This window comes from Ruegeria sp. AB9, from assembly GCF_056542585.1.
In genome coordinates, this window is record NZ_JBQGAA010000003.1 from 328,954 (window position 1) to 347,432 (window position 18,479).

The following is an 18,479-nucleotide window of genomic DNA, read 5'->3' on the forward strand; positions in this document are numbered from 1 at the left end:
TTGGGCCGCGTTCGGCGAGAATACTCACGGCAAGATGAAGAAATCAGGGGAATGAGCTGATGATTGTGTTGGAGAAACGTCCTCAGCCTTCCAAGGTCTGGTCCTATGCAACGCCTTTGGTAGCAGTTTTGGCGACAATGTTCTTTGGCGGAGTGTTGTTCGCCATTCTGGGTAAGAGCCCGGTCGAGGCCATCGGCACCATCTTCTGGGAACCCCTGTTCGGCGAATTCTCGTATTATTATCGCCCGCAGCTATTGGTGAAAGGTGCACCGCTGGTGCTGATCGCCATCGGTCTGTCCTTGGGCTTTCGGGCCGGCATCTGGAATATCGGGGCCGAGGGGCAGTACATCATGGGGGCCATTTTTGGCGCAGGCGCCGGTCTGGCATTCTATCCGCTTGAGGGGTGGTACATTTTCCCGATTATGGTTCTCGCCGGTGCGTTCGGTGGTTGGCTGTGGGCAATGATCCCGGCTTTTCTAAAGGTGCGCTTTGGTACCAACGAGATCCTCGTGTCGCTGATGCTGGTTTACGTGGCCGAGCAGATACTCGCCTCGGTCTCGCTGGGATTGCTGAAGAACCCAGAAGGGTTCGGCTTTCCCGGGTCGCGCAACCTTCAATCCTATGAAAGTGCCCATAATGCCGAGTTGATCGCAGGTTCCGGTATGCACTGGGGTGTGGTCGCGGCCTTCATTGCGGTGATCTTTGCTTATGTGCTGCTCAACCGCCACATGCTGGGGTTTCATATCCGACTGACGGGTGAAGCCCCCCGCGCGGCCAAGTTCGCGGGCGTGAACCCCGCCCGCCTGATCCTGTTCTGCCTTGGAATGTCGGGCGCTCTGGCCGGGCTGGCGGGGATGTTCGAGGTATCCGGACCTTCCGGTCAGGTCAGCATTGATTTCAATGTTGGTTATGGCTTTACCGCAATTATCGTGGCTTTTCTGGGCCGCCTGCATCCAGTCGGCATACTTCTGGCCGGGTTCCTGATGGCGCTGACCTACATCGGCGGCGAAATCGCGCAGTCTCAACTGGGCCTGCCCGCCGCGGCCATCCAAGTGTTTCAAGGCATGCTGCTGTTCTTCCTGCTGGCCTTCGACCTTCTGACAAACTTCCGCATCCGTGCGGCCCGTAACGAGGTGGCGTAACCCATGGATCTTGGCGAAATCAATCCTGTACTTCTGGTCGCCTCACTAATGGTGGCCGCAACCCCCCTACTGCTGGCCGCGATCGGAGAACTGATCGTCGAAAAGGCAGGCGTACTGAACCTCGGCGTCGAAGGCATGATGATCGTAGGCGCAATCAGCGGGTTTGCGATCTCGGTCGAGACCGGCTCGCCGTGGCTGGGCTTTGTTGCTGCCGCTATCGGCGGCGCTGTTCTTTCGCTGCTGTTTGTCTTGCTGACGCAGTTTGCGCTGGCCAATCAGGTGGCCAGCGGTTTGGCTCTGACTTTGTTCGGCCTTGGGTTCAGTGCACTGATCGGGCAGAGCTATGTGGGGGTCAAACCGCCCAGCATGGGCGACATCCACATTCCGGTGATCAGCGATATCCCGGTTGTCGGCCCGATCCTGTTCCAGCATGACCCGATCCTGTATGTGGGAATTGCGCTGACAGCGGCCGTCTGGGCGGTACTGAAGTACACCCGCGTTGGTCTGATCCTGCGAGCGGTCGGTGAAAATCACGATGCCGCACACGCACTTGGCTATAAGGTGATCAAGATCCGCATACTGGCCATCATGTTCGGCGGTGCCTGCGCTGGTCTGGGCGGAGCCTACATCAGCCTGATCCGCGTACCGCAATGGACCGAAGGCATGACCGCCGGTGTCGGCTGGATCGCATTGGCCCTGGTTGTCTTTGCAAGCTGGAAGCCATGGCGGGTATTGCTGGGCGCTTATTTGTTCGGCGGCATTACAGTGCTGCAGCTTAATTTGCAGGCGGCAGGCGTTGCCATTCCAGTCGAGTATCTGGCAATGTCGCCCTATATCATCACGATCCTTGTGCTTGTGATCCTTTCGGCCGACAAGAGCAGCGCACCTGCCTCACTGGGCCGGACATTCCATGCCTCACACTAGGGGCCAACAGAACCAACTTGGGGAGTAACACATGAAATTCACTGCACTTCTGACAAGCGCCGCCATGGCGTTGGGTCTGGCCTCGGGGGCCATGGCCGAAGACAAGACCAAGGTCGGTTTCGTCTATGTCGGCCCTGTGGGCGATGGCGGCTGGACCTATGAGCACGACAAGGGCCGTCAGGCCGTCGAAAAAGAGTTCGGTGACAAGGTTGAAACCGTATTCGTTGAATCAGTTCCGGAAGGCCCGGACGCCGAGCGTGTGATGACCCAGATGGCGCTGGAAGGCGCAGATCTGATCTTCACCACCTCGTTTGGTTACATGGACCCCACCATCAATGTAGCCAAGAAATTCCCGAACGTGAAATTCGAGCACGCGACCGGTTATAAAACTGCTGACAACGTCTCTGTCTACTCGGCCCGTTTCTACGAAGGCCGCGCCGTTCAGGGCCACATCGCTGGCAAAATGACCAAGTCCAATACCATCGGCTACATCGGATCTTACCCGATCCCTGAAGTGATCCGTGGCATCAACTCGGCCTACATCCACGCCAAGAAGGTGAACCCGGATGTCGAGTTCAAGATCGTCTGGGCCTACACATGGTTCGATCCGGCGAAAGAAGCTGACGCCGCCACCGTTTTGATCGAACAGGGCGCGGACGTCATCCTGCAGCACACCGACTCGACGGCGCCACAAGCAGCAGCGCAAGAGGCGGGCAATGTGATCACTTTTGGTCAGGCATCGGACATGAGCGAATACGCACCGCTCCCGCGTGTGTCTTCGATCATCGACAACTGGGCACCCTATTATATCGCGCGGACAAAAGCCGTGATGGACGGTACATGGGAGACCTCCAACACCTGGGACGGTATCGGGCCGGGCATGGTTGAAATCGGTGAGATTTCGGGTGCGGTTCCCGCAGACGTCAAAGAAGAGGCACTGGCTTTGAAGGCGTCGCTTGCAGACGGCAGCTATCACGCGTTCACTGGCCCGCTGAAGAAACAGGACGGCAGCGATTGGCTGGCTGAAGGCGAAACCGCTGACGATGGCACACTGGCTGGAATGAACTTCTATGTCGAAGGGCTGGAAGGCGAAATTCCGCAGTAAGCTGTGCTAAAAACGAATAACAAAGGCCCGCATCTGAACTGCGGGCCTTTTTTGTGATTTCCGCGCAGATATCGGCAAACCTCAGAACCTATCCGGGCACAGTATGCGGCGGTCGCCCTTAAAACGGGCCAATTAAGCCCTTCCCTGCGTCCGCCATCCGACAAGGCTGAGGCAGGCGAACAAAACTGCGGCCACGCAGACAATCGAAGGCCCTGCAGGAGTATCGAACACGTAAGCCGCTCTTAACCCTGCGATTGCCGAAAACACACCAATTCCCGCAGCTATCAAAGCCATGGATTCCGGTGACCGGGCCAGATTACGCGCAGCCGCCGCGGGAATTATCAGCATCGCTGCAATCAGCAATACACCCACGACCTTGATCGCAACAGCCACGGTTACGGCCAGAGACAGCGTCAGGATCAACTGCTCTCGCTTGGGGTCGAACCCACTGGCATAGGCCAGCTCCTCGTTCAGTGTCGCTGTCAATAGCTGAGACCATCGCCAGGCAATCAGCGCCACAACAAGCGCGGCGCCGCCCCAGATCACAAGCAGGTCCGAACGGGACACTGCAAGAATATCCCCAAACAGATACGCCATCAGATCGATGCGAACACCAGACAAAAACGAGACAGCAACAAGACCGAAGGCCAAAGCGGAATGCGCCAAAACCCCCAGAAGCGTATCCATCGCATAGCCACGGCCAGTCAACAAGGTGACCGTCAGCGCCATAATCAGGGCAACGGCAAGCGCACCCGTGAAGATCGACATCTGAAATGTCAGTGACAGCGCCACACCCAGAATTGCAGCATGTGCGGTTGCGTCACCAAAATAGGCCATACGACGCCACACCACAAAACATCCAAGAGGGGCAGCCGCAAAAGCGACGCCAATACCGGCGAGGGTTGCCCGCATCATAAAATCGTCAAGCATTACTCCGCCGCTTCCTGAGGGTTTGCATCATGGTCGTGATGGTGATCATGCTCGTGCCGGTAAAGCGCAAGCGCACCACCTGTTCCCGTTCCGAACAAGGCCCGGTATTCCGGTGCCGAGGCGACCACCGCTGGCGACCCCTCGCAGCAGACATGCCCGTTTAGACAGATAACCCGGTCCGAGGCGCTCATGACCACGTGCAACTCATGGCTGATCATCAGGATGGCGCATCCGGTTTCGCGGCGCACGGCCTCGATCTGCTGATAGAAACTCGCCGAACCGCGCTGGTCCAGCCCCTGGGTTGCCTCATCCAGAAGCAGGACGTCAGGTTGGTTGATCAGCGCCCGTGCCAACAACACCCGCTGAAACTGCCCGCCCGACAATTGCGACATCTGACGTTTCAACAGATCCGGAACGCCCGCCGTTTCAAGCGCCTCGACGCATTGATGGCGTGACACGCGGTCCGTCAGGCGCATGAACCTTTCGACAGAGATTGGCAACGTGGGATCGACATGCAATTTTTGTGGCACATACCCGATCTTTAAACCGGGTTTCAGAGACACCTGCCCGGCACTTGGCCTGGTTGCACCAATGATGGCTCTTAGAAGGCTGGTTTTACCCGAACCGTTCGGTCCGACGATGGTGACGATCTCACCTGGTTCGACAGCCATATCCACGTGACGCAGAACAGTATTAGCGCCATATCGCACACTAAGATTCTCGACAGAGACGAGTGTCATTTTCAGGCCTTTTCGGTGCAGTCGGGGCAGAGACCTTCGGCTTCTACAACCGTTCGCTCAATCTCGAAACCCGCTGCGCGCGCGGCGGCCCCCAGAACGCCCTTGGCCGGCGCAGACTGCGCCTCGGCAACGGCATCACACTTCCTGCAAATCATAAAAGCCGGAGAATGGGACGCGCCGGGATGAGAACAGGCCACGAATGCATTCAGTCGCTCGATTTTGTGAACGAACCCGTTTTGAACAAGGAAATCGAGCGCCCGATAAGCGACCGGAGGCTGAGATCCAAATCCTTCCTCACGCAAGCGGTCCAGGATCGAATACGCGCCAAGGGCCCGATGCTCTTGCAGCAACATCTCCAGAACCTTGCGCCGGACCGGCGTCAGACGCAGCCCCTCTTCCTTGCACCGCGCCTCGGCGGATACCAAGGCCGTTTTGACGCAAGTCTGGTGGTCATGTTCCTGAAACCCGACTGGGGCCGTTTCACCGGCAGGGACAGGATGCGCATCACTTGTCATGTTATTTCATATCATATATTGCCACTCGTAACGTTATAAAATCACACAGAGGTTCTGATGTCCAGAAAGCTCCTTCCAGTTTCGATCACGGTTGCATTGATGGGTGGCACAGCCCTCGCAGAAGTTCCAAACGTCGCGGTCGACATCGCGCCAATCCATTCGCTCGTCGCTCGTGTCATGGAGGGCGTCGGCTCGCCTGCCTTGATCGTGACACCGGGTGCCTCCCCTCATGAATACAACCTGCGCCCGTCCGAGGCGGCGGCATTGCAGGATGCCGATCTGGTGTTCTGGATGGGAGAAGACCTGACACCGTGGATGGAAAGCGCAGTCGAGACCCTTGCAGACAGAGCGACCGTCACGTCCTTGCTGGACTCCGATGGTACAGTTCTTCTTGATTTCCGTGAAAGCGCTCTGTTCGAGGCCCATGATCATGAGAACGAAGACGATCATGATGATGAGCATGCCGAAGATGACGGGCATGACCACGACGATCATGCGAAGGACGATGACCACGATCATGCGGACCACGAAGATCACGATGATGAGCGTGCGCATGAAGACGAGCATGATCACGATCACGCGCACGGCGAGCACGACCCACATGCTTGGCTTTCACCGGCAAATGCTGAAACCTGGCTGAACCTGATCGCCGCGCAGTTGTCGTCGACCGATCCGGACAATGCAGGCGCATATTTTGCGAATGCCGCAGCCGCACGCGAGGAGATGGACGTGCTTTCTGCGCAAGTGGCAGAGACGCTTGAACCGGTTCGCGGTGGAAGCTTTATCGTTTTCCACGACGCCTACCAGTATTTCGAAGATGCATTTGACTTCCCTGCTGCCGGTGCGATTTCAATCGCCGATGCCTCAGACCCAAGCCCGGCTCGCATTGCTGAAATACAGGGTCGTATCCGCGAAGAAGGTATCAGCTGCGTCCTGGCTGAGCCACAGTTCAACCCTGGCATCGTGAATACAGTGCTGGACGGAACAGAAGCCAATACCGGCGTAATCGACCCGTTAGGCTCCGAACTGGAACCCGGGGCGGATCTCTACTCACATATCATTCTCAATATGGCGAAAACTCTGGCAGAGTGTCTTTGAACGGCCCGATCAGTCCGGTTTTGCTTTTGATGATCTTGTCAGAAGTCCTCAGCACCGTGGTTATCTCGTTTCGGCAGGTTGATCAGCACCATCGAAACGGACATGTATCTCCTTTGTAATGGGTCACCGTCCCGAATAAAACTTGGTATTTGGGACGGTAGCAGAGCACGTCGATGCAATTTCTACTTCGGTGAGCTTGCAGACTGGCTGAGAGATCAACAAACGGATCATATCCGAGGTGCGCCATGTTACCAGCAGGCCCAAGACAGGATCGAGTGCTGACATCGAACTCTCAAGAACCGCATCTTATTGCAAAACTCCTATTTGCGTGGCGTCTTCCAACGTTAGATCGACGCCTTCGGCGGGCACTACAATCACAGGCGCCGCCAAGAATACCTACAATACCTCACACCGGCTGATATCTGCTTCGGGCGTGGGCAGACCATTCTGAAACAACGCGAAAGAACCAAACAGAAGGCAATCGAAACCAGGCGCTTGCTTCACTGCAAATCCACCCCATAATCGAACCGATCAGTTGAGCCAGGTCCTCTATTTGCTCAGGCCGCCTTCTGTCCTAAAACTCCTGACAGCGGACAGTACATCCGGGGAGCGGATGCAACGCTTACTTTCCATTTGGAAAGGGCATGGACCAGTCGCATTTGAGTGCCGCCCCGAGTGTTCGTTCAGGCCACTTTCCGTTCGAATGCGGCAAGGCTTTTCCAGCCCGGAGTTGAGTACCTTTGGCGCGAACTGCAGAAGCCGTTTATGTACTGGAAGATTGCGCGTTCAACGTCCCGTCGCGTTTGCCACGACCTGCGCCAGATCAGTTCGGCCTTGATGGTTTTGAAGAAGGTCTCGACGGCAGAGTTATCATAGCAGGTGCCTATGCCGCTCATCGATACTTGGAAGCCATGCTGGCGCAAAAGTTTCTGATTATCGTGGGAACAGTATTGGCTACCGAGGTCAGTATGGTGAATGCGTCCTTTGGGCGGTTGGCGCAGTGCAAGCACCGCCTGCAGCACATTGTGCGAATGGTGTTTATTCATGGCAAAATAGACTTCCATAAGTGTTTCTTGCCGAGGGCAAATTGTTCCGGTTAGACGACTAGCCGTCGAGCGCTGGCAACCATAAAGCCGGGCCCGGCGGTCCAGGCTTCGGGGTTACGAATGATCGAAAGTGCGTCGGTCAGCATGCCTTTGGTCATAAAGCCGCCACCGATCAACTGAGGCGCTAATGTTGCCAATGTTAATGACCAGGTCTCGGCTTCGGCGGCTCCGGCGGTGTTACCGGAGTGATTCAGAATGGGTTGAACGTGCCGCGCATCAACTTCAGTAAAGCCGGTCTTGGCAAGATAGCCCGGCAATTTTGCGCCAAACTCAAGATCCCACCCCTGAGATGCTGCAAACTCGAGATAAGCGGTCCAGAACATTGCCCAAAAACGGCTGGGGCCGGAAGCAATTCGCCCAAAGTCCATTTCAGTTGCAACAAATGCGCCACCGGGTTTGAGTGACTTCAGGATAGCTGACAATACCTCTGTTCGGGTCGGTAAAAAGCACAACACCGCACGGCAGTGAACCAGATCATACACCTCGGATCCAAGGTCATCGCATCGCAGATCGATCTTTTTCAGGGACAGGTTGGATAGGGTGTTTTCCTTGACAGACGACAGGTCCAGATCGCTGGCGATCACGTCGGCGCCCGGCAATGTCTGTGCCAGCCAGATTGCGACGCTTCCGCGCCCGGCACCTATATCAAGACAGTTTGCATTCTTAGGAAGGTTAAGCCTATTGATGGTCGCGAAGGTATCAGGGTCGTGCGCATGGGCCATGCGATCAAGCCGCTCTGCTTCTGTAGGCAATGTATGTGGTAAGAGATCCTCGTACATCCGGTGCCTCCCTTTTCTGTCCCCAAAATTACACCAGTTTCTCGGATTTTAATACTCGCAGGCACAGCGTTCCGAGTTATGGTGGGGTCGGCTAACCTCATATTTTTGCGGTGATCCGGTTGTTCGGGAAAGCACATTCGTCATGAATAGACCAGTTGCACTCGACTATCTTTTGTTGGTTGGGATCAGCCTGATTTGGGGGTCTCAGTTTGTTTTGAACGAATTGGCCATTCGAAGTTTTTCGCCCTTAGTGGTTGCGACCGGGCGAGTGCTGATCGGCTTTTTCACTCTGACGATCATCGCAGCTGTGATGTACGGGCGCTCTGCAAGGTCTTCGACAAAGGTTGGTAGGCAGCCCTGGTCGCTTTACTGCGCCATCGCAATCGCCGAGGCGGTATTGCCCTGTTTTCTGATCCCCTGGGGGCAGCAACATGTCGACAGCAGTATTGCCGCCATCCTTCTTGCGACCGTGCCCATCTTTACCCTGATACTGGCCCCGTTTTTTGTGAAAGACGAGCATTGGAGTTTGATCGCTGCGCTGAGTGTCATTGTCGGCTTTATAGGTATTCTGGTTCTGATCGTTCCAAGTATCAAAGGCAGCTGGCTGGCAAACATAATTGGCGAGTTGGCGATCCTGGGCGGGGCATTAAGTTTCTCGGCAAGCCTGATCATGATGAAACACCTGTCGAATGTGCCTCCCGTTCTGGCGATGCGAAATGTCTTTATGATCGCATCCGCGGCACTGGTGGCTTTGGCGTTGATCCTCAGTTCCGCATGGAAGCCGGACCCGACATGGCAAAGCACAACTGCGCTTCTGGGACTGGGCATCTTTTGTGGCGGCATTGCCTATGTTCTGTTCATATATATGGTTGGTCGAACCGGCCCGACCTTTACCGCCCTTTCCGGTTATCTGATCACGTTGGTTGGCGTTTTCATCGGCATCGCGTTTCTTGGCGAACGATTGCAGGCGAATGATATCCTCGCACTTGGTCTGATCATTGCCGCACTGTTCATCGGCAAGTTCAAATCGTAGGGAGGAACCGCGTCGGCGTGCCTGGTGATTACCTTGGCGCGATGAAAACGTCCTGCTTCGGGAACATTTCGACCACGTCCTGTTTCTGATCAAAATGCGCAGCAAGCAGGTAGTCCGGATTGCCTGCAATCCATTCTGAAAGGTCAATTGCCTGATATTCTCCGGTGTTAAACGCGATTAGTATTCGGGCTTTTTCGTCACCGACATTTGCAATTGAATGCCCATAGCCCTGTGGAATATATCCGACATCCCCCTTGTTCAGAGATTCTGTGGCGAAACGGCCATTGGCACCAAATATTGAAATGCCGATACTGCCGTTCATTACGTATTGCCATTCATCTGCATTCGGGTGCCAGTGAAATTCACGCATTCCGTTTGGCTCAAGCTCCAGCACCACGCCCGTAACTGTGGTGGAGATGGGAAACTCCGATTGGCTGACCAGCCATTCACGGCCACCCGCGAATGAAGAGTTCGGCCCCTGTTCGAGAAGCCTGTATTTATGCGTACTCCGAGGTGTTGCCAAGTGGCCCTGATGAGGCAGTTCTGGCGTTTCGGGGGGCGGTTCACCGTGTACGAAATAGACCTCGCTTTTGGGAAAGGAGTCAAACGCCGCGGCGGGCAGGCCCAGGGACTTTGACAGCAGGTCTTTCGGCGCGTGGCCAATCCAGTCTGTGATGCTGAATGTACCAAATTCTGAGAAGTACCCATTGTCGAATATCAGAATGAAATGGCAGGGCTGGTTGCCCAGACATTGTATGGAATGTCCGTAGCCGCGTGGGAAATACCACACATCGCCAGGCTCAAAGTCGTTCGTTTCGGATTTACCCGCCGGATTGATGACTGTTGTCCGACAGCGACCCTCCATGACAAACGCCCATTCCGCAGCAGTGGCATGCCAGTGCAGCTCTCGGGCGACACCCGGTTCAAGTTTCATTGAGACGCCGGCAATTCCCTTTGAAACCGGAAGCTGTCGCACGGTTGCTTCTTTCCCGAAACTGCCACCATCTTCACGCCCTTTGGTTTTTTCCAGTTCAAACTTGAAGGTCGGGAGTTCCTGCTTGGAAAGCTCCGGGTCAGGTACGTTGTTCCAAAATGGGCCGGATGGAAATTCTGCGGCCGAAGCTTGCACGGCAGCTGTTCCGCCCAAACCTGCCGCTGCCGCCGTTTTGAAAAATTCTCGCCTGGATGAATTGGCCATGCTGGCCTCCTGATATTCGGGAAAAGACACCAAAAGAGTAACACGGTGCGATTGGTTCTCTAAATCAGGTCACGTTCGTTCTTACATGTTTGAATGGTGGGCACCTTGGGCATCAAACAAACTCAGTGTTGCCTGAGCTTAAGCTACGCCTTGATCTATGCTTCGTTCGGCAAAGCGGCCATTGATACAATCGCAGCGAATTCACACAGGACGTTGGCTAGTGTGAAGTGATCAGATGGGTAGTAGGGTTCGTTTGGCCGGTCAATGCACGTCGCGTAAATGACCACTGCTAGCCCAATTCAGGCATTCGACACTTTGCAAGGGACGGCCACTGGTGAATCCTCATTAGATTATCAAAGGAAAGAACTATTTCTTTAGTGTTTCGTTTCGAATAGTTGAGTTTCTTTCGATCAATTTTGCCTCTAGCATTTCAGCCTCCGGTCTCTCCTGAGTAGAAATCCACCGCGCCAACGCGACGGCTGCCCTTTCGCCCATGCGGGAAACCGGAAGGTGAACTGTTGTTAATGATGGTACAGCAACGGCAGAGCTTGGTAGATCATCCAAGCCCATTAGTGAAATTTCTTCTGGGACGCTTATCCCTTTCGACTGCAAGCCGAACAAAACCCCTAACGCCACGACGTCTGAAAGACACAGTATGGCGTCAGTCTTGGCCGAATTGCCTGCGATGCGTACAGCCGCTTCCGCTCCGCCGCGAAGGCTGATGTCAGTCTCTACAGTCGTAAATTGACCCTCCCAATGCACCGAGCGCAGCCCGCAAAGCCTGGCCAGCGTCCGGTCATTATTGTGAACCGGTCCGTGTACGACGGTGATCTGCCGATGCCCAAGTTCAATGAGGTGCTGCAAAGCCAATTGCGCGGCGGCTTTGTTGTCGTACCCGATCGTCGGCAGAGGATTGGTGCCATCAAAGTAGGATGTGATGATGGTGGGGATCATCGTACGTTCTATAAGTTCATGGAACTCATCGGAATGTGTCGCGCCGGTAACGATCAAGCCCTCTGCCCCAATATCGACAAGCCCCTTCGCCTTGATGGCTTCAACCGCCGGATCGGACTCAGTTGTGGACACGATCAATGAAAGCCCATCTTCAGAGAGCTTTCGTTCCAACGCGGCAAGAAACCGAGCGAAAATGGCGTTGTCCAATGTCGGGACCAGCGCGCCTACGAAACGCGTACGGCCCGAGTTAATAGCCCTGGCAGCTGCACTGGGGACGAATCGAAGATCCGCAATTGCTTTCTGAACTTTCTCCAGAGTGTCCTTTTTCACTATGCCGGGTTCGTTCAGGACACGGGACACCGTAGCGACTGACACGCCCGCAGCTTTTGCGACATCTCTGAGATTTGCGCGTTTTTTCAACGCCGGGTCTTTTTGTGTCACCTGATCCTGCATCCGTTTTGCCGGTTTTCAACGAAAGTGTTGACATATGTAACTAGTTTCATCAACCTCTGTAACTAGTTTCATAACTGAGAATCTAACAACGACATGCAAGGTTCGGCCGTCTTACACGAGTTCTCGAATTCCGGGTTCGTTAGCCCGGGGCGCAGATTCCCGGGATTTCCGAAGGCATCGGGTGTTCGAAAATATATCTTGGGATCGCGCGAAGCGATCCGCGTGGAGATGGACGCAGGTGACCTGCTATCGTTGGAAGCAACATCGCAGTCTCATCCTCTGGACGTTGTTGCATTTCGCAACGGAAAGCCAACGCTCGCTCATCTGGGCTTAGAGGCAAACGGAACAGTTGATCGCAACGAGTTCAACAGCGAACCAATCACCGGTTGGATTGGTGCAAATGGCGGAAATCCGGCACAAGAAATTCCGCGCTCCAGGGTAATCACCTCTACAGAGCCGCTGGTTTTGCGCACTGACGAGCGGATTACAGTTTGGCTGATCCGGCCAACTTCTATTTTTGGATTGATTGAAGGAACCGGAGCTGGCTGTGTCGCAGTTTCTCATAAGATTGAAGTTTCAAGCGGACCTTTGCTGCCGCCGCTTTTAGGCGACACGCGGGACGAATTCACAGTGCCGCGCGGGACGGGGAGCGCATACGAGTTGAAAGCTGGTGAATTCGTTCAAATCATCGACGTGGAAGGGCAGCAATGCTCTGACTTCATGGCGCTTCGTTCCGACGGGCTGGACCGTGGGGCCGAATGGATGATCGACTCGACAGCGACCCGCTCGATGGTGCGACGCGCCTATCCCGGCCCCGGGTTGCTGGACAAGTTTTATGATCGAGAGATGCGCCCGCTTCTCAATGTTGTGCAGGACACTTGCGGACGACACGACACGTTCGGTCTGGCCTGCACCGCCCGAGGTTATGAAGAGCGCGGCTTTCCCGGTCACGTCAACTGTTCCGACAACATGTCGAACGCGCTGGCGCCTTATGGTGTTGCGCGCCGGTCGGCCTGGCCTGCAATCAATTTCTTCTGGAACACGTGGATTGATCCGGCGACGCATCACATCCTGACCGAAGAGTCCTTTTCCCGCCCCGGTGACTATGTCGCGATGCGCGCGATGGAAGATCTGGTGTGCGTTTCGACCGCCTGTCCGGACGACATTGACCCGATCAATGGCTGGAACCCGACGGATGTGCATGTTCGCATCTACCGCCCGGAAACGCCGATCCGCCGAGCGGTTGCCTATCGTGAAAAGGAAGATGCCCCGATGTCGATCAGTCAGGAATCCGCATTTCATGACCGGCTTGCCCCTCTGACCCAACAGTTCGCGCCTGCACGTGATCTATGGGCACCGGTCAGCTTTCCCGCGCATGGCACGTTGGGCGAGTACTGGGCATGTCGCGAAGCAGTGACGGTGCAGGACATGAGCGGGCTGCGCAAATTCGATATCGTCGGTCCGGATGCCGCGAAACTGCTGCAGCAGGCAACAACACGAAACGTCGCCAAATTGCCGGTCTGGCGCGGATCTTACACGTTGATGTGCGACGAAAGCGGGTCGGTCGTTGATGATGGCACTCTTTTCCGGCTTGCTCCCGAGATTTTCCGCTGGTGCTGCGGCTCCGAGGAAAGCGGTCGCACGCTGCATGCGTTGGCTACGGATCTGGGCCTGCAGGTTCGGGTGCACGCAATGCAGAACGCTATGCCGAACCTCGCCATTCAGGGGCCAAAATCGCGGGACCTTCTTCGCAAGATCGCCTTCACGCAACCGCATGTGCCGTCGCTGGAGGACCTGAAATGGTTCGGGGTGACAATTGCGCGATTGAATGATCGGGATGGCGCGCCGTTCATGCTCTCGCGCTCGGGTTATACCGGAGAGCTGGGTTACGAAATCTTCTGCTCGAAATCCGATGCGATTGCGATCTGGGATGCGGTTATGGAGGCGGGAGAAGAGTTTGAACTCACTCCCATGGGCTCGGCGGCGCTGGACATCATCAGGATCGAAGCCGGGTTGGCCGCGGCAAATGCCGAGTTTGCACCAGGTGTTGACGCGTTCGAGGCTGGGCTAGGCTTTGCGGTGGATCTCAACAAAGACAGTTTTACTGGCAAAGCCGCGCTTGAAAGAAACGCGCGAGAGCCGCGTCGCGCGCTCAAAGGGATGTTGATCGGCTGCGATGATGTGCCTGCCCACGGCGCCCCTGTTTTTGCAGGCGAACGGCAGGTGGGCGTGGTCACTTCGGCCACCCGCTCACCGATGTTGGAACACGCAATCGCCATGGCGCGGTTGTCGGTCGAACACGCAGAGAACGGGGCCCGACTGGAGGTTGGCCAACTCGACGGGCGAATGAAGCGCCTGGGGGCAACGGTATCGGACATTCCATTCATAGACCCGCAACGCACGCGGGCGCGCGCCTGATGGCGTAACCATCACAATGCAACGGGAGAATTTGGTATGAAGAAACTGACAGCACTGACGGCAACATTGGCCCTCGCCTTAGGTTCTACTTCGGCGTTGGCACAAGACAAGGTCATGGTGGGCGAACCCAGCTGGCCCGGTGCCAAAATCATGAGCCGGGTCATCGGTCAGGTCATCGAAACACGCCTGGGCGGTGAAGTCGGGTATGCCCCGGGGGCCAACGCCGTGATTTTTGCCGCAATGGACGGCGGGCGCGGCGACATAGACGTGCACCCTGATGTCTGGTTGCCGAACCAATCCTCATTCACCGACGAATATGTCGATCAGAAAGGCACTGTTGCGCTGTCTTCCGGCAACTACGAGGGCCGCGCAGGGATTTGTGTTCCAAACTACATGGTCGAAGATCACAACATCAAATCAATCTACGATCTGGCCACGCCAATGGCTCAGGAGTTGTTCGACTCGGACAGCGACGGAATGGGCGAAGTTTGGGTCGGCGCGTCGGGTTGGGCCTCGACCAACACCTTCAAGGTTCGCGTGCGCGACTATGGCATCGAAACTTTCCTGACGCCCACAACCGAGGATGAGACCGTCTTCTATTCGCGTCTCAAAGATCAGATCGACCAGAAAAAAGGTGCTGCTTTCTACTGCTACGCGCCGCATTATGTGCACGCGCTCTATGACGTGACGATCCTGGAAGAGCCCGAGCATGATGCGGCTACATACAAAATGGTACAGCCAGATCAGGACGCAGATTGGTATAACAATTCGCATGTCAGCACAGGCGAGCCTGTAAAAACTGTGACTGTTGCCCATTCCAAGTCATTGGAGCAGCGCAATCCGGCCGCGGCGTCCTTCCTGAGCAACATCAACATGGATGCTGATCAACTCAGCGGCCTGACCTACGAAGTCGTGGTCAAGGGACGCGACACAGATGAGGTCGTCGCCGAGTGGATTGCCGCGAACGGCGATATGATCGACGGCTGGCTTGGCTTGAAAACCAACTGACACCAATTGGCCCCCGGCCGGTTTCCGGGGGCACAATCTGCAAGCTAGACCAAAGTGGGGCCAGTATGACGGCAGATATTGCAATCGATGCACGTGGCGTTTGGAAGGTGTTCGGAGCACGAGCGCAGGACGCACTGAAAGCCATTCACAGCGAAGGACTGAGCAAGGCCGAAGTGCTGGAACAGTTCAACTGCGTCGTCGGAGTCGCTGATGCCAGCTTCGAGATCGAACGCGGTGAGCTGTTTTGCGTTATGGGCCTGTCCGGGTCCGGTAAATCGACCCTTGTGCGCCACGTAAACCGCCTGCTGGAACCCACGGACGGACATATCTATCTCGACGGCGATGATGTGATGGGTCTCAACGACGAAGGGCTTCGCGACCTGCGTAACCGCCGCGTTGCCATGGTGTTCCAGAACTTTGGCCTGATGCCTCACCGAACCGTCCGAGACAATGTCGCCATGCCTCTGGAAATTCGCGGCACCGGCAAGGCGCGTCGCTGGGAAGAGGCAGATCGCGTTCTTGAGTTGGTGGAGCTTAACGGCTGGGAAGACAAATACGCACATGAGTTGTCCGGCGGCATGCAGCAGCGGGTTGGCCTTGCCCGTGCCATTGCTGCGGACCCGGAGATCCTGTTGATGGACGAGCCGTTCTCGGCCCTTGATCCACTGATCCGCAAGCAATTGCAGGATCAGTTCATGGAGCTGAGCCACAAGCTCAATAAGACTACGATGTTTATCACGCACGATCTTGATGAGGCGATCCGTATCGGCCACCGCATCGCGATCATGAAGGACGGGCGCATCGTCCAGATCGGCACGCCCGAAGAGATTATTCTAAACCCGGCCGATGATTACGTCGCCGACTTCGTCGCCGGGATCTCCAAGCTCAACATGATCTTCGCCCATTCGGTGATGAAGCCTGTCGACGAATTCGAGGCGCGCCATGGAGAAGTGCCCGATGACGCCAAAGAGGCGCATCCAGATATGGACTTGTCCGACCTGATGGATCTCTGCGTCGAAGGACACGGCGTGGTGGCGGTTACGCAAGATGGCAAAACCGTAGGTGTGATCAACCGTGCGGGGCTTATCCGCGCCATCCAAGACAGTCAGGCATAAGGGGACGACGATGAAACACGTTGACGCACAGCAGGTCAAACCCGAAACCGCCGACCGTTTGGAAGGTTTGATTGGCGATTTTGTCGGGCAGAGCCAAGCCTACTATCAGAAGACCTTTGCCTACATGATGCAGGCGCCGGGTTATCGTTTCACTTTGAACAAGGCTGCGGCCATTCTAGGCCCGATCTGGTTCGGTGCACGCGGCCTCTGGTCGTGGTTCCTGGGTTTTCTGGTGCTTGAGACGCTCGCCTACATTCAAATCGGCTTGGGCTTGTTCGGCGATCTCGGGCGGGAGTTCCGTGAGCGGGCTGATCAGATCGAGCAAACATTGGCGCTGCGCAGACAGCAGATCGAGGCGGCAGAACAATCCGGTGCTGCTTCTTTAGACTCCCTTAAACGCGCAGCGGAGTCACTGGAGGGTGCCTTGGCTGGAGCGCAGGAAGCCGCCCAGAGCGCAGACTCCACCGGCATCACGTACCTGGCGGTCGGAATCGTCTTGCTACTGGCGGTCAAATTCCTTGCGGCATCGTTGGCCAACTGGACGCTGGAAGGTCAGTTTGCGCGTTGGCGTTCGGATTCCAGTGTGGCGCATGGATGGTCTGGGACCCGAATGGTGGTTGCCTCCGCTCTGACCCTAGTCGTTGTCGTTTTGTCGGCCATCAAGTTTGCCCAGCCAGATGCATTGGCTGTATTGAAGACTTTCCCGACTAACCGGGATTGGCGGCTGAATGTCGGGGACGGCGTGCAGGCTGTCTTTGAATGGACCAAAACAGCCGGGCGCGGGTTCTTCGACGGGCTAACCTATGGAATGCGTACGCTGCTGGACTGGATCGAAGTCGTTCTGGTCGACACCCCCTGGCCGGTAGTGGCGCTGGTGATCATCATGCTGGCATACCTTTCCGCAGGACCACGCGTTGCGATCTTTACCGGTGCAGCACTGGCGTATCTCGGACTGCTGGATTTCTGGGAAAAGGCAATGACGACCATAGCACTTCTCGGAGCTGCCGCGTTGATCTCGATCACGCTGGGAATACCACTTGGTATCTATTGTGCACGCCGTCCGCGCGCGTTTGCAATCGTGCGACCAATTCTGGACTTCATGCAATCGATGCCTTCCTTTGTCTACCTTATCCCGGTTGTTGCATTCATTGGGTCTGGCAAACCGGCTGGTGTTGTGGCGACCATGATTTTTGGCAGCCCACCTGTGATCCGCTTTACCGTCCTCGGACTGCAACAGGTGCCTGAAACAGTGCGTGAGGCTGCACTCGCCTTTGGTGCCACGCCGCGTTACCTGCTGTGGCGGGTTGATCTGCCTCTGGCGCACAAAACGATCATGGCAGGAGTCAATCAGACCATTCTTATGTCGCTGGCAATGGTTGTTGTAGCGTCTCTGATCGGCGCGAAAGGTCTGGGCGAAGATGTGTTGGAAGCACTGCAATACGCTGCGGCAGGCCAAGGCATATTGGCAGGTCTGGCAATCCTGTTCTGCGCACTCATCCTTGACCGTATTGTGGCGGGAAAGAAATGAGTTCTGATCCGTGGATTGAACCAGACAGTCAGGAAAAGCAACATGTCACCAACACGCTAAAGTCCTTGATGCAATAAGGAGAATGGCCTGTCGGCCTTATCCTTTCGGGCATGCCTTTCCTCAAGAAAATGTTGAACCAAGACGACCAGCTTACGCGCCGTTTCTTCCCAATGGAATTTCCGCGCCTGAACCCGGTTACCGACATGGAGCAGGTGCTGAACACTGTCTCCCCCTAAGCAATGAATGCTGACATTCCAGATTCCACCGTCGCTCAAACCGGTGATCTCTGGGCGCGGTTGATACATACCGCAGATGGCGATTCCGGCTGACGGTAGAGTTGATCGTTGCAGCGATCGAAAACGCCTTTGGCAGAGAAACTCTTAGGGGGTCAGATGCACCGAAAAAAAGGCCGATCAACAGATCAGCCTTTAAT

At 55.8% G+C, this 18,479-nt stretch carries 16 protein-coding genes; 9 read left to right on the forward strand and 7 right to left on the reverse strand.

The window, feature by feature from the left end; all coding sequences use genetic code 11:
• Positions 1-59: 59 nt before the first annotated feature.
• Genes ACR0K5_RS10745 through ACR0K5_RS10755 form a run of 3 tightly spaced genes read left to right on the forward strand, consistent with a single transcriptional unit; the run spans position 60 to position 3,171 of the window.
• Positions 60-1,142: an ABC transporter permease gene (locus ACR0K5_RS10745; protein WP_480629674.1), complete on the forward strand. Its 1,083-nt coding sequence runs from the start codon at positions 60-62 to the stop codon at positions 1,140-1,142.
• 3 nt (positions 1,143-1,145) lie between these two features.
• Positions 1,146-2,066: an ABC transporter permease gene (locus ACR0K5_RS10750; RefSeq protein ID WP_480629675.1), complete on the forward strand. Its 921-nt coding sequence runs from the start codon at positions 1,146-1,148 to the stop codon at positions 2,064-2,066.
• 31 nt (positions 2,067-2,097) lie between these two features.
• The gene (locus tag ACR0K5_RS10755) at positions 2,098-3,171 is read left to right on the forward strand and encodes a BMP family ABC transporter substrate-binding protein (protein ID WP_480629676.1); all 1,074 of its coding nucleotides are present in this window, start codon (positions 2,098-2,100) and stop codon (positions 3,169-3,171) included.
• Positions 3,172-3,303: 132 nt separating this feature from the next.
• Here the strand turns inward: ACR0K5_RS10755 and ACR0K5_RS10760 are convergent, their stop codons facing one another.
• The 3 genes from ACR0K5_RS10760 to ACR0K5_RS10770 are packed head-to-tail and all read right to left on the reverse strand — an operon-like array spanning position 3,304 to position 5,356.
• Positions 3,304-4,101: a metal ABC transporter permease gene (locus tag ACR0K5_RS10760; RefSeq protein WP_480629677.1), complete on the reverse strand. Its 798-nt coding sequence runs from the start codon at positions 4,099-4,101 to the stop codon at positions 3,304-3,306.
• On the reverse strand, positions 4,101-4,841 hold the full coding sequence (locus tag ACR0K5_RS10765; protein WP_480629678.1) for a metal ABC transporter ATP-binding protein: 741 nt from the start codon (positions 4,839-4,841) through the stop codon (positions 4,101-4,103). The genes ACR0K5_RS10760 and ACR0K5_RS10765 overlap by 1 nt, the downstream gene beginning before the upstream one ends.
• A gap of 2 nt (positions 4,842-4,843) precedes the next feature.
• Positions 4,844-5,356, reverse strand: a complete 513-nt coding sequence (locus ACR0K5_RS10770) for a transcriptional repressor (RefSeq protein ID WP_480629679.1) — start codon at positions 5,354-5,356, stop codon at positions 4,844-4,846.
• A gap of 57 nt (positions 5,357-5,413) precedes the next feature.
• On the opposite strand from ACR0K5_RS10770, the gene ACR0K5_RS10775 reads away from it, so the two are divergent.
• Positions 5,414-6,454: a zinc ABC transporter substrate-binding protein gene (locus ACR0K5_RS10775; protein WP_480629680.1), complete on the forward strand. Its 1,041-nt coding sequence runs from the start codon at positions 5,414-5,416 to the stop codon at positions 6,452-6,454.
• A 683-nt stretch (positions 6,455-7,137) separates the two neighbouring features.
• On the opposite strand, the gene ACR0K5_RS10780 is transcribed toward ACR0K5_RS10775, so the two are convergent.
• Entirely contained in the window at positions 7,138-7,605 is a 468-nt protein-coding gene (locus tag ACR0K5_RS10780; RefSeq protein WP_480629795.1) for a transposase, read from the reverse strand.
• On the reverse strand, positions 7,551-8,339 hold the full coding sequence (locus tag ACR0K5_RS10785; protein WP_480629681.1) for a class I SAM-dependent methyltransferase: 789 nt from the start codon (positions 8,337-8,339) through the stop codon (positions 7,551-7,553). Before ACR0K5_RS10785 ends, ACR0K5_RS10780 begins: the two co-directional genes overlap by 55 nt.
• A 142-nt stretch (positions 8,340-8,481) precedes the next feature.
• Between ACR0K5_RS10785 and ACR0K5_RS10790 the strand changes: the two genes are divergently transcribed.
• Positions 8,482-9,372: a DMT family transporter gene (locus ACR0K5_RS10790; protein ID WP_480629682.1), complete on the forward strand. Its 891-nt coding sequence runs from the start codon at positions 8,482-8,484 to the stop codon at positions 9,370-9,372.
• Between the two features lie 28 nt (positions 9,373-9,400).
• On the opposite strand, the gene ACR0K5_RS10795 is transcribed toward ACR0K5_RS10790, so the two are convergent.
• Together ACR0K5_RS10795 and ACR0K5_RS10800 are read right to left on the reverse strand one after the other, a co-directional pair.
• Complete coding sequence (locus tag ACR0K5_RS10795) at positions 9,401-10,570, reverse strand: cupin domain-containing protein (RefSeq protein WP_480629683.1); 1,170 nt, start codon at positions 10,568-10,570, stop codon at positions 9,401-9,403.
• Positions 10,571-10,936: 366 nt separating this feature from the next.
• Positions 10,937-11,977: a LacI family DNA-binding transcriptional regulator gene (locus tag ACR0K5_RS10800; RefSeq protein ID WP_480629684.1), complete on the reverse strand. Its 1,041-nt coding sequence runs from the start codon at positions 11,975-11,977 to the stop codon at positions 10,937-10,939.
• A gap of 198 nt (positions 11,978-12,175) precedes the next feature.
• On the opposite strand from ACR0K5_RS10800, the gene ACR0K5_RS10805 reads away from it, so the two are divergent.
• The 4 genes from ACR0K5_RS10805 (at position 12,176) to ACR0K5_RS10820 (ending at position 18,046) form a co-directional block, all read left to right on the forward strand.
• The gene (locus ACR0K5_RS10805) at positions 12,176-14,395 is read left to right on the forward strand and encodes a DUF1989 domain-containing protein (RefSeq protein ID WP_480629685.1); all 2,220 of its coding nucleotides are present in this window, start codon (positions 12,176-12,178) and stop codon (positions 14,393-14,395) included.
• Between the two features lie 36 nt (positions 14,396-14,431).
• Positions 14,432-15,403 carry an ABC transporter substrate-binding protein gene (locus ACR0K5_RS10810; protein ID WP_480629686.1) on the forward strand — a complete coding sequence of 324 codons (972 nt, stop codon included), beginning with the start codon at positions 14,432-14,434 and terminating at the stop codon, positions 15,401-15,403.
• Positions 15,404-15,468: 65 nt separating this feature from the next.
• Positions 15,469-16,518, forward strand: a complete 1,050-nt coding sequence (locus ACR0K5_RS10815) for a quaternary amine ABC transporter ATP-binding protein (protein ID WP_480629687.1) — start codon at positions 15,469-15,471, stop codon at positions 16,516-16,518.
• 10 nt (positions 16,519-16,528) lie between these two features.
• On the forward strand, positions 16,529-18,046 hold the full coding sequence (locus ACR0K5_RS10820; protein ID WP_480629688.1) for an ABC transporter permease: 1,518 nt from the start codon (positions 16,529-16,531) through the stop codon (positions 18,044-18,046).
• Positions 18,047-18,479: the final 433 nt, after the last annotated feature.